The organism is Stenotrophomonas sp. SMYL89, assembly GCF_036319985.1.
Classification (GTDB): domain Bacteria; phylum Pseudomonadota; class Gammaproteobacteria; order Xanthomonadales; family Xanthomonadaceae; genus Stenotrophomonas; species Stenotrophomonas maltophilia_Q.
The window spans coordinates 73,690-88,428 of sequence record NZ_JAWIRW010000011.1 but is presented as its reverse complement, the minus strand read 5'-3'; the positions used below and the strand labels follow the sequence as shown (position 1 = coordinate 88,428).

Annotated in this window: 14 protein-coding genes; 9 read left to right on the top strand and 5 right to left on the bottom strand. The window is 65.8% G+C overall.

Annotated features, from left to right (window positions below; translation table 11 throughout):
- The first annotated feature begins 31 nt into the window (after window positions 1-31).
- The 6 genes from V3B41_RS14705 (at window position 32) to V3B41_RS14680 (ending at window position 5,302) form a co-directional block, all read left to right on the top strand.
- Window positions 32-1,057, top strand: coding sequence for a helix-turn-helix domain-containing protein (locus V3B41_RS14705; protein WP_329861605.1), 1,026 nt, complete (start codon window positions 32-34; stop codon window positions 1,055-1,057).
- A 67-nt stretch (window positions 1,058-1,124) separates the two neighbouring features.
- Entirely contained in the window at window positions 1,125-2,003 is an 879-nt protein-coding gene (rimK, locus tag V3B41_RS14700; RefSeq protein WP_005410807.1) for a 30S ribosomal protein S6--L-glutamate ligase, read from the top strand.
- Window positions 2,004-2,249: 246 nt separating this feature from the next.
- Window positions 2,250-2,726: a hypothetical protein gene (locus tag V3B41_RS14695; RefSeq protein WP_295546038.1), complete on the top strand. Its 477-nt coding sequence runs from the start codon at window positions 2,250-2,252 to the stop codon at window positions 2,724-2,726.
- 89 nt (window positions 2,727-2,815) lie between these two features.
- Window positions 2,816-3,286, top strand: a complete 471-nt coding sequence (locus V3B41_RS14690) for a hypothetical protein (RefSeq protein WP_005410805.1) — start codon at window positions 2,816-2,818, stop codon at window positions 3,284-3,286.
- A gap of 8 nt (window positions 3,287-3,294) precedes the next feature.
- Window positions 3,295-3,972: a response regulator transcription factor gene (locus tag V3B41_RS14685; RefSeq protein WP_005410804.1), complete on the top strand. Its 678-nt coding sequence runs from the start codon at window positions 3,295-3,297 to the stop codon at window positions 3,970-3,972.
- The gene (locus V3B41_RS14680; protein WP_049429909.1) at window positions 3,935-5,302 is read left to right on the top strand and encodes a HAMP domain-containing sensor histidine kinase; all 1,368 of its coding nucleotides are present in this window, start codon (window positions 3,935-3,937) and stop codon (window positions 5,300-5,302) included. The genes V3B41_RS14685 and V3B41_RS14680 overlap by 38 nt, the downstream gene beginning before the upstream one ends.
- Window positions 5,303-5,507: 205 nt before the next feature.
- On the opposite strand, the gene coaE is transcribed toward V3B41_RS14680, so the two are convergent.
- Genes coaE through V3B41_RS14665 form a run of 3 tightly spaced genes read right to left on the bottom strand, consistent with a single transcriptional unit; the run spans window position 5,508 to window position 8,261 of the window.
- Window positions 5,508-6,119 carry a dephospho-CoA kinase gene (gene coaE, locus V3B41_RS14675; protein WP_329861601.1) on the bottom strand — a complete coding sequence of 204 codons (612 nt, stop codon included), beginning with the start codon at window positions 6,117-6,119 and terminating at the stop codon, window positions 5,508-5,510.
- Window positions 6,120-6,130: 11 nt separating this feature from the next.
- Window positions 6,131-6,994 carry an A24 family peptidase gene (locus V3B41_RS14670; protein WP_049429911.1) on the bottom strand — a complete coding sequence of 288 codons (864 nt, stop codon included), beginning with the start codon at window positions 6,992-6,994 and terminating at the stop codon, window positions 6,131-6,133.
- 7 nt (window positions 6,995-7,001) lie between these two features.
- Complete coding sequence (locus V3B41_RS14665; RefSeq protein WP_197613900.1) at window positions 7,002-8,261, bottom strand: type II secretion system F family protein; 1,260 nt, start codon at window positions 8,259-8,261, stop codon at window positions 7,002-7,004.
- A 352-nt stretch (window positions 8,262-8,613) separates the two neighbouring features.
- On the opposite strand from V3B41_RS14665, the gene V3B41_RS14660 reads away from it, so the two are divergent.
- From V3B41_RS14660 to pilB, 3 genes are all read left to right on the top strand, one after another.
- A complete protein-coding gene (locus V3B41_RS14660) occupies window positions 8,614-9,048 on the top strand; it encodes a pilin (protein WP_059035220.1) in 435 nt (144 codons plus the stop codon).
- 151 nt (window positions 9,049-9,199) lie between these two features.
- Window positions 9,200-9,607: a pilin gene (locus tag V3B41_RS14655; RefSeq protein WP_197633135.1), complete on the top strand. Its 408-nt coding sequence runs from the start codon at window positions 9,200-9,202 to the stop codon at window positions 9,605-9,607.
- Window positions 9,608-9,829: 222 nt separating this feature from the next.
- Window positions 9,830-11,563: a type IV-A pilus assembly ATPase PilB gene (gene pilB, locus V3B41_RS14650; RefSeq protein WP_197633134.1), complete on the top strand. Its 1,734-nt coding sequence runs from the start codon at window positions 9,830-9,832 to the stop codon at window positions 11,561-11,563.
- A 110-nt stretch (window positions 11,564-11,673) separates the two neighbouring features.
- Here the strand turns inward: pilB and V3B41_RS14645 are convergent, their stop codons facing one another.
- Both V3B41_RS14645 and V3B41_RS14640 read right to left on the bottom strand, forming a co-directional pair.
- A complete protein-coding gene (locus tag V3B41_RS14645; RefSeq protein WP_329861595.1) occupies window positions 11,674-13,047 on the bottom strand; it encodes a sigma-54 dependent transcriptional regulator in 1,374 nt (457 codons plus the stop codon).
- A 60-nt stretch (window positions 13,048-13,107) separates the two neighbouring features.
- On the bottom strand, window positions 13,108-14,721 hold the full coding sequence (locus tag V3B41_RS14640) for an ATP-binding protein (RefSeq protein ID WP_295546019.1): 1,614 nt from the start codon (window positions 14,719-14,721) through the stop codon (window positions 13,108-13,110).
- Window positions 14,722-14,739 lie beyond the last annotated feature (18 nt).

Below are 14,739 nucleotides of genomic sequence, written 5' to 3'. Positions count from 1 at the left end.
AGGTGTCTTGATTGACAAAAAACAATCCAGAATGGACAACCCTGAATTCATCATCGCGGTGCTCGACGGGACGTTGGCTGCCAGCGTGGGCGCGACACTCGATGTACTGGATTTCGCCAATCGCTCGGCCGAGCGCCTCGGTCAGCCGGCGCTGCGCTGGCGCGTGGCAGGCAGCCGTCGCCAGTTGCGGTTGAGCAATGGCATGACGCTGAAGGCCGATCCGCTGTCCAGCATCGGCGATGGGGCTGCCGGCGTACTGGTCATACCCAGCCTGGGGCTGGACGGCATGCTCGATGCCAACGGGCACGAGCCATGTGGACTGGACGCCCGCTACACCGACGGTATTGCATTGCGCCGGTTGGCCATGCCGGATGCCCAGCATCTGGCACGCTTGGCTGCCCACTTCCACGCGAGCGGGGGCAGGGTCTGCGCCAGCTGTTCGGGGGTACTGGTGCTGGGGGAGGCTGGATTGCTCGACGGCCGTCGTGTCACCAGTCATTGGGCATTGGCGGGCCTGCTGCGTCGGCGCTTCCCGCAGGCACGGCTGGATCCGGCCTGCATGGTGGCAGAGGAAGGTCGACTGACCACGGCAGGAGCAGCAATGGCACAGATGGATCTGATGCTGCACCTGGTGCGCCAGTACTCCGGGCGTGACGTTGCCGAGGCGGTCATGCGTTTCCTGCTGGTGGACAGCCGCACCACCCAGGCTCGCTACATGGCCTGGCAGGATGCCGACCACGATGACGACACCGTGCGCCGTTTCGAATCGTTGATCGAAACCAGCCTGCCGCATGCTCTGGGCATGGAAGAAGCGGCCCGGCGCCTGCACCTGACGGCGCGTACCCTGGCCCGACGCGTCCATCGGGTTACCGGCAGTTCGCCAAGGGTGCTGGTGCAGACAGTACGGATGCGGATGGCTCAGCGGCTTCTGGAGCGGACAGATCTTTCGGTGGAGGATGTGGCCGAGCGGGTTGGCTATGCCAATGCAACGTCGCTGCGGAAGCTGACGTTGAAGATGACGCAGCTGACACCGGCACTGTTGCGCCAGCGGCTCTGAGTACATCCATCATCGCAGCGCCACACGCCCGCGCTATGCTGCGCGCCTGCCGCCCGATCCTGCCGCGATGAAGCTCGCCATCCTGTCCCGCAACAGCTCCCTGTACTCCACCCGCCGGCTGGTCGAGGCCGCGCGCGCGCGCGGCCACACCGTGCGCATCCTCGACCCGCTGCGCTGCTACATGCGCATCGCCGCCGATGGCTTCTCGATGCACTACAAGGGCCGGCCGATGACCGGCGTGGACATGGTCATCCCGCGCATCGGTGCCTCGATCACCCGCTACGGCACCGCAGTACTGCGCCAGTTCGAACTGATGGGCGCACGTACCCCGAATCCGTCCGACGCGATCCTGCGTTCGCGCGACAAGCTGCGTGCGCACCAGCTGCTGGCGGCCAAGGGCATCGACATGCCGGTCACCGTGTTCGGCGACAACCCCGACGACACCGTCGACCTGTTGTCCATGCTGGGCCCGCCGCCGCATGTAGTGAAGCTCAACGAGGGTACCCAGGGGCGGGGCGTGATCCTGACCGAGAAGGCCAGCGCCTCGCGCGGCATTGTCGAGGCCCTGCGCGGGTTGTATGCCAATTTCCTGATGCAGGAGTTCATCGGCGAAGCCAAGGGGGCCGATCTGCGCTGCTTCGTGGTCGGTGACCAGGTGGTGGCCTCGATGCAGCGGCAGGCGCCGGAAGGTGACTTCCGCTCCAACCTGCATGCGGGGGGGACGGCGGTGGCGGCCAAGGCCAGCCGTGCCGAGCAGCAGGTGGCGGTGCGGTCGGCCAAGGCACTGGGACTGTCGGTGTGCGGGGTGGACCTGATCCGCTCCGCGCGCGGCCCGCTGGTGCTGGAGGTCAACTCCACGCCGGGGCTGGAAGGGATCGAGGCTGCCTGCGGGGTGGACGTGGCCACGCGCATCATCGAGCACGTCGAGAAGCTGAAAAAACCTTGAAATTTCAGTTGCTTGAGATTCTCATGGGCGGATGAGGCCGGCTTTAACAAGCCTTTAATCGGCCCGCGCGTAGGCTTCAGCGAACCGCAGCTCTGCCTCTCAGCAGGATCGGTATCGGGATACAACTTCAGACCCAGGCGGGGGCAACGCCTGGGTCTTTTTTATGCCTGCCCGGCGTCCCTTGTGGAGGCAGCGTGACGGCCGTAGAGTGGCCCCCATCGTTCCTGGATGGATCGGAGGCTGGCGATGTACCGCATCACGATGATCGCGTTGTTGCTGGGCCTGGCCGGATCTGCTGCGGCCAAGCCGGAGAAATCCGTTGTGCAGATGGACCGGCAGTCGCCGGTGGCCGAGCAGGTACGCCAGGTCGAAAAGGCCCTGGATGATGGCGATTACAGCGAGATTTCCGCTGATGACCGCAGCGAGGTGCGCCAGGCACTGGCCCGGATCACCGCGCGGATGGGAGGCCACCAGAGCCTGCAGGAACTGCCACCGCAGGTGCAGGGGGAAGTCTTCAACGACCAGGAGCGGATCAATACCCTGCTCACCCGCGCCCATGAGGACAGCCGGCAGATCTGCCAGCACACGCGCACCACCGGCAGCAACATGCCGAAAAGCCGCTGCCTGACGGTGGCGGAGCGCCGCCGGATCGAAGAAAAGGGCAAGGCTCTGTTGAACGACCAGCGCACCTTCAACAACTTCAACCCTGCCAGCTCGCGGTAGGGCCACCGCTGCCCCGACCATTGGCACTTGCTGGCGTGAAGGTGGTGCGAATAGAGTCGGGATTCGCCACAGACAAGGATTTGTTTGCCATGAAACAGGCTTTGATGTCGGCCGTCCTGTTGTCAGGACTCGCCTTGGTCAGTACCGCATCGGCATCCAGGGGCAAGGACGTGTTCGTGCCCGGTCAGCCGCTGCAGCAGCAGATCGCGCGTATCGAGGTGGAGCTCAAGGACGGCGAAACCTATTCGGAACTCAAGCAGGACGAGCGCACCCGCGTCAACGACGCCCTGGCACGCATGCGGGCGGCGGTGGAGCAGTACCCGGCACGTGATTCCATGCCTGAACCGGTGCAAACCCAGGTCTTCAACGATCAGCAGGTCGTGAACACGGTTTTGACACAGGCGCGTGAAGATAGTCGTCTAATATGCCAACGTGAAAAGCCCATCGGTTCCAATCGGACCACGACGCAGTGCATGACCGTTGCCGAGCGCGCTCGGCAGAAGGAACGGGCTCAGCAGGACATGAGGCAGGTCATGCGCGCCGGCAGTACAGTCAATTAGAGGTGACAGTGAGAATCCTGGTAATCGAAGACAACAGCGACATTGCGGCCAACCTGGGCGACTATCTGGAGGACCGGGGGCATACGGTGGACTTCGCGGCTGACGGGGTCACCGGCCTGCATCTGGCCGTGGTGCACGAGTTCGACGCGATCGTGCTGGATCTCAACCTGCCAGGCATGGACGGCATCGAAGTCTGCCGCAAGCTGCGCAACGAAGCGCGCAAGCAGACGCCGGTGCTGATGCTGACGGCCCGCGATTCGCTGGACAACAAGCTGGCCGGCTTCGATTCCGGTGCCGATGACTACCTGATCAAGCCGTTCGCGCTGCAGGAAGTGGAAGTGCGTCTGAACGCCCTGTCGCGCCGCGGCAAGGGCGTGCAGACCCGCGTGCTGGAAACCGGCGATCTGGAGTACAACCTGGACACGCTGGAAGTGCGCCGCCAGGGCAAGCTGCTGCAGCTCAACCCGACCGCGCTGAAGATCCTGCAGGCGCTGATGGAAGCGGCGCCGGCGGTGGTGACCCGCCAGGAGCTGGAAACCCGCGTGTGGGGCGAGGAACTGCCCGACTCGGATTCGCTGCGCGTGCATATCCATGGCCTGCGTGCGGTGGTCGACAAGCCGTTTGAAGTGCCGCTGATCCAGACCCGCCATGGCATCGGATACCGCATCGCCACCCCGGAAGCCTGATTCCGTGGCAACCAAGGGGGAGCGCCGGCGCACGCCATACAGGCGGCGCCTGCGCAGCCGCATCATCGTCTCGTTCGTGTTGTTGGGCTTCTGCCTGACAACACTGTTCGCGTTCGCCACCAACTGGGCCCGCCTGCGCGTGGAAAACCAGCTGGTGGAAGAGCTGATGAACCGCAACATCGACGAGTACGCGCGGCGCTACTACGAACACCCGGGCCACAACCCGGACGCGCCGGTGCTGCAGATCCGTGCGTATGCCTATTCCAAGGACAAGTTCGACCGGGTGCGCGAAGAGCGCGCGCAGTGGGCGGGCTTCTCCGATGGCATCCACAGCGTCAGCGGCGACGAACACGGCGAACCCTATTCCTACAAGCTGGCCGTGCGGAAGACGCCCGACGCCTGGTTCTTCCTCGCCTATGACATGACCGACAGCGTGCGCGGTGGCAAGCAGCTCAACCGCGCGCTGGTGTTGTCGGTGCTGGTGTTCAGCGTGCTGTCGCTGGTGCTGGGCTGGTGGTCGGCGTCGAAGGTGATGAAGCCGGTGTCGGACCTGGCCGCGCGGCTGCGTGCGTACCGTGGCGGTACCAGTGAACCTGAGCCCTTGGCGCCGCGTTTCCCCGATGACGAGGTGGGGCAGCTGGCACAGGCGCTGGACGATTATTCCTCGCGGCTGACCGAAGTGGTGCAGCGCGACCGTGAGTTCAATGCAGACGTCAGCCATGAACTGCGCACGCCGCTGGCGGTGATCCGCGGGGCCACCGAGCTGCTGCTGACCCGGCCCGGCCTGGACGAGAAGGTGCTGCAGCGCCTGCAGCGCATCCAGCGTGCCGAACAGCAGTGCAGCGACCTGATCGGCGCATTGCTGCTGCTGTCGCGCAACGAGCGCGGGCAGGGCACCAGCAACGTGGCGCGCGTGGCCGAGCAGCTGCTGGATGCGCACCGCGCGCAGCTGGGCGGCAAGCCGCTGGAGCTGCTGCTGGAAGGCGAGCGCAACCTGGTGATCGATGCACCCGAGGCGGCGCTGTCGGTGGCGCTGGGCAACCTGATCGGCAACGCGGTGAAGTACTCACAGGACGGCGAAGTGCGCGTCTTCGTCGGCACCAATTCGGTATCGGTGACCGACAGCGGCCCAGGCCTGAGCGAGGAAGATGCAGCCAAGCTGTTCCAGCGTGGCTACCGCGGCACGCACGCCGGCCATTCGCAGGGTGGCGGCATCGGCCTGTCGATCGTCAGCCGTCTGTGCGACCTGTACGGCTGGCAGGTGAGCGTGCGCCCCGGTGGCGAGCGCGGTGTGATCGCCACCCTGACGTTCTCGCCGAAGCCCTTGTAAGCGCCTGCCTCGTGTAGAGCCGAGCCTGCGCTCGGCTGCCCTGGCTTTCCGGAGCCGAGCATGGGCTCGGCTCTACAGTAGATCCACGCCACGCGTGGATGCGCTCCGGCAGTGCCGGCCGCTGGCTGGCAACCAGAGTTACAGTAGATCCACGCCATGCGTGGACGCGCTCCGGTAGTGCCGGCCGCTGGCCGGCAACCAGGGCTCACCCCCCGGCCAACCCCAGATACCGCGCATGCAGCTGTTCCACCTGCGCCTGCAGGTCCTCCGGCCGTCCATCATTGACCACCACGTCATCGGCCAGCGCCAACCGCTGCGCGCGGCTGGCCTGGGCGGCGATCATCCGGTCAGCCAGCGCAGCGTCGATGCCATCGCGCTGCATCAGGCGGGCATGCTGCACGGCTTCCGGCGCATCCACCAGCAGTACCCGGTCCAGCCACGGGTATGCCTTCCGCCCACCGACCTCGGTCAGCAGCGGAATGGCGGCAATCGCATACGGGCTTTCAGACTGCTCGCACTGCTGTTGCATCAGCAGGCGGATGGCCGGATGGGTGATGGCTTCCAGCGCCGTCCGCTCGGCCGGATCGGCAAAGACGTGGGCGCGCAGGCGACCCCGGTCCAGGCTGCCGTCGGCCAGCAACATGCCGGCGCCGAAGCGCTCGGCGATGCGGGCCAGGGCCGGGCTGCCGGCGGCGACCACGGCCCGGGCGGCCAGGTCGGCGTCGGCCACCAGGATGCCCAGCGCCTCGAAGCGCCGGGTCACCTCGCTCTTGCCGGCGGCGATGCCGCCGGTCAGGCCAACCACGTAGCGGCTCATGGGGACTTCCCTCAGCGCAGCCCGCTCATCACCATGTACTGCTCCACCAGCGGCGCACCCCACATGAAGTACAGCCAGCCAGCAATGGCCAGGTAAGGGCCGAACGGAATCGGCGTGGCGCGGTCACGGCCCCGGCTGTACAGCCAGATCGAGCCGATGATGGCGCCCAGCACCGAGGACAGCAGGATGATCGGCAGGATGCCCTTCAGGCCACACCAGGCACCCAGGGCCGCCAGCAGCTTGAAATCGCCGTGGCCCATGCCTTCCTTGCCGGTCAGCTGCTTGAACAGCCACCAGACCGTCCACAGCGACAGGTAGCCCACCGCCGCGCCCACCAGGGCGGGCTTGGCCGGCATGTAGAGGTTGTCGATGCTGCCTATCAGCCCCAGCCACATCAGCGGCAGGGTGAGCTGGTCGGGCAGCAGCTGGGTGCGCAGGTCGATGCCGGACAGCGCGATCAGGAAGCAGGTCAGCACGATGGCGCCGAAACCCTGCCAGCCGAAGCCGAACTGCCAGACGCAGGCCACCACCAGCAGCGAGGTCATCGCCTCCACCAGCGGGTACTGCAGCGAGATCGGCGCCTTGCAGTGGCGGCATTTGCCGCCCTGGATGATCCAGCTGAACAGCGGGATGTTCTCGTACCAGCTCAGCTTGTGCTTGCAGTGCGGGCAGTGCGACGGCTCGACCACGATCCCCGGCGGGGGCGGTTCATAGAAGTCCGGTTCCTCCAGGACTTCGCGCGCATCGCGCTTCCACTGCCATTCCAGCCGCTTGGGCAGGCGCAGGATGACGACGTTCAGGAAACTGCCCAGCAGCAGTCCGAAGGCGGCCGCGGCGGGGTAGCCGAGGCCAGGATGCTGGTCGAGAAAAGCCATGTATGTGTTATCCGACGACGGCGCCGAGTTTGAAGATGGGAAGGTACATGGCAATCACCATGCCGCCCACAATGGTACCAATGAACACCATGATCATCGGTTCCAGCAGGCTGCTCAGGGCATCCACCGAATTGTTGACCTCCTGCTCATAGTACTCGGCCACCTTGAACAGCATGGCGTCCAGGGCGCCGGCCTCTTCGCCGATGCCGGTCATCTGGATGACCATGTGCGGGAACAGGTTGGTCTGTTTCATCGACATGTTTACCGGGTAACCCACCGAGACGTCGTCACGCATGCGCAGCACCGCCTCTTCGTACACGGTGTTGCCGGTGGCACCGGCCACGATGCCCAGCGCCTCCACCAGCGGCACACCGGCCTTGAAGGTGACCGCGGTGGTGCGCGAGAAGCGGGCGATGGCGCTGTTGTGCATGATCTGCCCGATCACCGGCACCTTCAGCACGAACCGGTCCATCGCGTGCTGCATCTTCGGCGAGCGCTTGTAGGCCATGATGGCACCGACAGCGGAGCCCACCACGATCAGGAATATCAGCCACCACCAAGACACCATGAACCGCGAGAGGTTCACCACCAGCTGGGTGAAGGCGGGCAGCTCGGCGCCGAAGCTCTTGAACACGTCCTCGAACTGCGGCACCACGAACACCAGCATGATGCCGCTGACCAGCATGGCCACCACGACCACCATGATCGGGTAGAACAGCGCTTTCTTGATCTTGCCCTTCAGCGCTTCGATGTTCTCCTTGTAGGTGGCCACCGTGTCCAGCACGGTTTCCAACACGCCGGCGCCTTCGCCGGCCCGCACCAGGTTGCGGTACAGCTCATCGAACTGCACCGGGTGCTTGCTGACCGCCTCGTACATCGAGGAGCCGCCCTCGATGTCGGTGCGGATGGTGTCCACCAGCTTCTTCATCCGCGGGTTCTTGTGCCCGCTGGCGATGATGTCCAGCGCCGACACGATCGGCACGCCGGATTTCATCATCGTGGCCATCTGCCGGCTGAAGAAGGCGATGTCCTTGGGCTTGACCGGGCTGCCGGCGGCACCGAACAGCGGTTTCGACTTGGGCTTGACCTGGCCCGGGTTGATGCCCTGGCGGCGCAGCTCGGCGCGCAGCAGGTTGGCGTTCTTGGCCAGCTGCTCGCCCTTCATCTTCACGCCCCGCTTGTCGGTCCCCTCCCAGACAAACGGCTGCAGTTCCATGGTGGCGCGCGCCACCGGCTCTTTCTTGATCGCACTGCGACTGACAGACATGTTGGCTCCCCAAGACCCGCCATCCCCAGGCGGGTAACTAGCCATCGATGGTAGCGGGTTCAAGGCCGGATGGGCAGTTGGCAGGCGGCCCTGCGTGCGATTTCGTGCCGGGTGCCGACCAAAGGTGACGTACTGCGTCACATTGCCGCGTCCATCGCAGATTCGGAAGCCGGGGGTTCCCATCGGCGAAATTGCTGCCATCATGGGCGCGGGGAAATCCAGGGGGAGGCGTGCCGGGGTTGGCACGCAACCTGCGTTGATCCACCCGCAGGGCATGGGGCCCGCTCAACCGGCACAGCCCGGTCCGATCCCGTGCACTGAACTCAACCACCACTATCTTGGGGATGTACCAATGAAGAACCAGAAGGGCTTCACCCTTATCGAACTGATGATCGTCGTCGCGATCATCGCCATCCTGGCCGCCATCGCACTGCCGGCCTACCAGGACTACACCGCCAAGTCGAAGGTCACCGCTGCGCTGGCCGACCTGGCTTCGCACAAGACCCAGTTCGAGATGGAAAAGAGCGCGGGCCGTGCGCCGACCTTGGCCGCCGCTGGCTTCCAGGCCAACAACACCGGCTCCTGCTCGACCATCGCCGTTGACGACGATGGCATGACCTGCACCATCCGTGACCCGGGCACCCGCATCGGTGCCGGTTCTACCCTGGCGCTGACCTATACCGATACCGTGACCGACGCCACCGGCGCGATCACCACCCCGGGTGGTTTCTCCTGCGTAGTGACCGTGATGGACGACAAGTTCATTCCGAAGGGTTGCACCAAGTAATATGCTCGGCTGAGTCGCGTGGTAGCGCTGATGCTTCCACGCTCTCAAGAGAGAAAACACAAGGCCCGCTTCGGCGGGCCTTGTGCTGACTGGAGTGCGAATCCCGGTCAGCACGCAGCAATGGGGATTGCTGGAACCAATAGGGGGAGTCATGCACACACAGAAAGGCTTTACGCTCATCGAGCTGATGATCGTGGTGGCCATCATCGCCATTCTGGCGGCGATTGCGACGGTGGTGTTCCAGCCGTACATCATTCGCACCCAGCTGACCGCGGCATTGGCCGACATCACGCCGGGCAAGACCAAGGTGGAAATTCTCATCAATGAAAGCCGTTCGGCCAGCCTGGTGACGCCCGCCTACATCGGCGTGGCCCAGAACGCCCACTGCTCCAATGTCGAAGCCGAACTCAGCGAATCCGGTGTCGGCCACATCAGCTGCACCCTGAAGGGGCACAGCGTGCTGGACGGCAAGGACCTGATCCTGCGCCGCTCCGCCGAGGGCATCTGGAGCTGCGATGGCAGCGCGTTCGAAGCGCGCTATCGCCCGACCGGCTGCTGATCACACTTCAGCGCTTCAATGGGATGCTGGCTGCCCCTTGACGGGGCTATCATCCCCGGGGGAGTCAGGATCGTGCCTGCCGGGCCGGGAGTGCCGGGCAAGGCAGTGTTGCTCATGGATTGGCAATGCCGGTGGCCATTGGGTCGCGGCGGGTTCTGCTGCCCCGTGCGGTGTCCGTGCAAGACGCACGGCATGGCATGACCCCATGAGCCAAGGATTCATATGAACGCTGTCACCACCGCCAATCTTGTGGGCATCACCGGCCTGGCCCGTCGCCTGGTGCAGGACGGGGCCCTGGACGAGGCCACCGCCCGCGACGCCATGGCCAAGGCCGCGGCCGCCCGCCAGCCACTGCCAACGTGGTTCGCGCAGAACAAGCTGGTCAATGCCTCGCAGCTGGCCGCCGCCAATGCGGTCGAGTTCGGCATGCCGCTGTTCGACGTGTCCACCTTCGACGCCGGCCAGAACGCGATGAGCCTGGTCAGCGAGGAGCTGCTGCGCAAGCACAACGTGCTGCCGCTGTTCAAGCGCGGTGGCAAGCTGTTCGTCGGCACCAGCAACCCGACCCACTCGCTGGACGAGATCAAGTTCCACACCAACCTGGTGGTCGAGCCGATCCTGGTCGACGAGGACCAGATCCGCCGCACGCTGGAACAGTGGCACGCCAGCCATGACACCCTCGGCGATGCCCTGGGTGGCGATGACGATGGCATGGGCAACCTGGACGTGGCGGCCGGCGACGAGGATCTCGGCGCCACCGGCGGCGATTCCGGCATCGACGCCAAGGGCGACGACACCCCGGTGGTGAAGTTCGTCAACAAGGTGCTGGTCGATGCGATCCGCAAGGGCGCCTCGGACATCCACTTCGAGCCCTACGAAGATGATTACCGCGTGCGCCTGCGCATCGATGGCCTGCTGAAGATGGTCGCGCGCGCGCCGGTGAAGTTGAACCAGCGCATCGCCGCCCGCCTGAAGGTGATGGCACAGCTGGACATCGCCGAGAAGCGCGTCCCGCAGGACGGCCGCATCAAGCTCAACCTGTCCAAGACCAAGCAGATCGACTTCCGCGTCAGCACGCTGCCGACCCTGTTCGGCGAGAAGGTGGTGCTGCGTATCCTCGATGGCAGCGCGGCCAAGCTGGGCATCGACAAGCTGGGTTACGAGCCGGACCAGCAGAAGCTGTTCCTGGATGCCATCCACAAGCCGTACGGCATGGTGCTGGTGACCGGCCCGACCGGTTCGGGCAAGACCGTGTCGCTGTATACCGCGCTGGGCATCCTCAATGACGAGACGCGCAACATCTCCACCGCCGAAGACCCGGTGGAAATCCGCCTGCCCGGCGTCAACCAGGTACAGCAGAACAACAAGCGCGGCATGACCTTCGCCGCGGCGCTGCGCTCGTTCCTGCGACAGGACCCGGACATCATCATGGTCGGCGAAATCCGCGACCTGGAAACGGCGGAGATCGCGATCAAGGCCGCGCAGACCGGCCACATGGTGCTGTCCACGCTGCACACCAACGATGCACCGCAGACCATCGCGCGCCTGATGAACATGGGTATCGCGCCGTACAACATCACCAGCTCGGTGACGCTGGTGATCGCCCAGCGCCTGGCGCGCCGCCTGTGCGGCAACTGCAAGCGCCGGTCCAGCCTGCCCGAACATGCACTGCTGGCCGAAGGCTTCACCCAGGCGCAGCTGGATGCGGGCATCGAGCTGTACGAGGCCGTGGGCTGCGACGAATGCACCGAGGGCTACAAAGGCCGGACCGGCGTCTATCAGGTCATGCCGATGACCGATGAGATCGCCACCATCGTGCTGGCCGGTGGCAATGCGCTGCAGATTGCCGAGGCGGCGCAGCAGATCGGCGTGAATGACCTGCGCCAGTCGGCGTTGAAGAAGGCCGCGGCGGGCATCACCAGCCTGGCCGAGATCAACCGCGTCACCAAGGATTGATGCAACGCGGTTTTCCGTAGAGCCGAGCCCATGCTCGGCTCCACAGTAGATCCACGCCATGCGTGGATTACGTGGCCCCAATCACCGCGCAGCCGAGCATGGGCTCGGCTCTACTCCATCCCCAGCTTCTTCAACTTGTAGCGCAGCGCACGGAAGGTGATGCCCAGCTGCGCGGCAGTACGGGTCTTGTTCCAGCGGTTCTCTTCCAGCGCACGCTGGATGGCGCTGCGCTCGAGCTGCTCGATGTAGGAGGGCAGGGCGGCGCTGCCCGGCTGCAGGTCGGCCACCGCTTCGGCGGGCGCCGCGCTGCCGGGTGCACGCGGCGCGTGCTGCGGCAGGCGCAGGTCGTCGGCGCCGATGCAGTCTTCCTCGGCCAGGGCCAGCGCACGTTCCAGGATGTTCTCCAGCTCGCGCACATTGCCCGGGAACGCGTACTGCGCCAGCGCTTCCAGCGCCGACGGCGCCAGCAGCGGGGTGGCACGGCCGTGGCTGCGGGCCAGGCGGGCCAGCACGGCGGCGGCCAGTTCGGGCAGGTCCTGGCGGCGCTCGCGCAGCGGCGGCACCTTCAGTTCGATCACGTTGATGCGGTAGTACAGGTCGTGGCGGAAGCGCCCGTCCTCGACCAGCTCGGCCAGATCCTTGTGGGTGGCCGAGAGGATGCGGACGTCCACCGGCTCCTCGTTGGCCGCGCCCACCGCGCGCACCGACTTTTCCTGGATCGCGCGCAGCAGCTTCACCTGCATCTGCAGTGGCAGCTCAGCCACTTCGTCAAGGAACAGGGTGCCGCCGTGCGCCGCCTGGAACAGGCCGGGCTTGTCGGCGTGCGCGCCGCTGAAACTGCCCTTGCGGTGGCCGAAGAATTCGCTCTCCATCAGCTCGCCGGGAATGGCGCCGCAGTTGACCGGCACGAACGGGCCGGCCGCGCGTGCACCCTGGGCATGGATGGTGCGTGCGACCAGCTCCTTGCCGACGCCCGACTCGCCGAGGATGTAGACCGGCGCCTGGCTGCGCGCGACCTTGCCGATGGTGGTGCGCAGCACATCCATGGCCTGTGAGTGGCCAAGCAGGCGCCCGCCCTGTTCGGCGTTGGGGCCCGGTGCCGGGCGCTCGGCGCTGTTGAGTTCCAGCGCGTGCTTGACCAGTCCGCGCAGCACCGAGATGTCCACCGGCTTGCTGACGAAATCGAACGCGCCGGCCTTCAGCGCCTCCACGGCCAGATCCATGCTGCCGAACGCGGTGATCATCGCCACCGGCGTGCGCGGGTAGTGCTGGGCGATCTCGCTGACGAGCTCGATGCCGTTGCCATCCGGCAGGCGCATGTCGGTGATGCACAGGTCGTACGGATTGCTGGCCAGCAGCTCACGTGCCTCGGCCAGGTTCGCGGCGGTACTGATGCGCAGCCCCATGCGGCCGAGGGTCAGCACCAGCAGTTCGCGGATGTCGCGTTCGTCGTCGACGACGAGGGCGCTGCGGGTTTCATTCATGGGCGTGAAAGATAAACGAGGGGGCTGGAAGCGACAAATGTTTGACGCACAGGATGGGAATCAGCTGGGCAGCAGCGTGTGTGGACCGGGCAGCACCAGGCGGAAGCAGGAGCCGCCGGCCGGCACCGCGATGTAGTCCAGGCGGGCCTGGTTGGCCCGGCACAGTTCGCGCGCGATGTACAGGCCCAGTCCGGTGCCATGCTCGGACGTGGTGAAGAAGGGCCGGAACAGCTGCGCGGCCACGCTCTCGGGGATACCCGGGCCACGGTCCATCACGTCGATCACCGCGCTGCGTTCGTGCTGGGCCACGCGCAGCCGCACCCGTGCCGGCTGCTGGCCGATGCGGCCGTACTTCAGCGCGTTGTGCACCAGCACGGTCAGCACCTGGTAGAGATGCTTGGTGTCGACCTGGGCCATCACCGAGGTATCGCTGATGATCGGTTCGATGCTGTCGGTCTCCAGGGTCTGGCCCTGCTTGTACTCCAGCACGAAGCGGCGCACGAAGGCGACCAGGTCCACGTTCTCGGGCGTGGCACGCTCGCGCCTGGCCAGGCCCAGCACGCTTTCGACGATGCCGTTGGTGCGCTGGCACTGCTGGCGGATGATCTGCAGCAGGCGGCGGTCGCTCTCGTTGAAGCCGGTACCTTCCTCGAGCAGCTGCACGGCATAGTTGATCGCCGCCAGCGGGTTGCGGATCTCGTGGGCGAGGCTGGCCGAGAAGCGGCCCATCGCGGAAAGTGTGAGCGATTCGGCGCGGCGCGAGACCACGCTGGAATCATCCAGGAACACCAGCGCAAGGTCGCTGCCGGCCAGCAGGCGGGCGAAGCGCGGCTGCACTTCCGGCTGGTCGGGATTGAGCTGCAGCGGCAGTTCGTCCTGTGTCCAGCCATTGCGCCAGCGCTGCAGCCGGCGCGCCAGTTCCGGTGCGGCGCTGGCCAGGTCCAGGCGTCCGCTTTCGCCGTTGCCGTCGTTGTCGCCCAGCAGCATCGAGGCGGCTTCGTTGGCCAGGGTGATGCGGTTGTCGGCGTCCACCACCAGCACGCCGGTGCGCATGCGGCGGATGATCAGTTCGTTGATCTGGAACAGGTTGGCCACTTCGTCGCCGCGCTGGTTGGCCAGTTGCTGGTTGCGGCGGGCGCGGTTGCCCACCTGGTAGCTGATGAAGGCCAGTGCCAGGTAGCTGGTGGCGAACATCGCCAGTTCGGCCAGGGTGCGGGTGGGGTCGCCGCCTTCCAGCAGCTTCCATGTGTACTCCACGCCGGTGGCCAGGCTGGCGGCCAGCGCCAGGCCCAGTCCAAGGCTGAGCGGGAGCAGGGTGGCGGCGGCGGCGATGTTGAACAGCAGCGACATCGAGATGCCGGCACTGGCGCCGGGCAGGGCGTGCGACAGCAGGGTGGCGGCCACGATATCCACCAGCACGCCGCTGACCACGATCGGACGCAGCCAGCGTTCGTTGCGGCCGAGTGCCAGGGCCAGCAGCGACAGGGCCAGGTAGATGACCGCAACGACGTCGGCCAGCCGCGGGTGATGGGCTTCGCCGACCATGGCCGACAACGGGCTGTAGAGCAGGGCGGCGATGACCGTAGCGATCAGCACCCGGTACAGCGCGAAGAAATACAGTTCACGCCGCGGAATCGATTCGATGCGGTCGATCAATGAAGCACTGGGTGACACGCCGGAACTCCCCTTCTG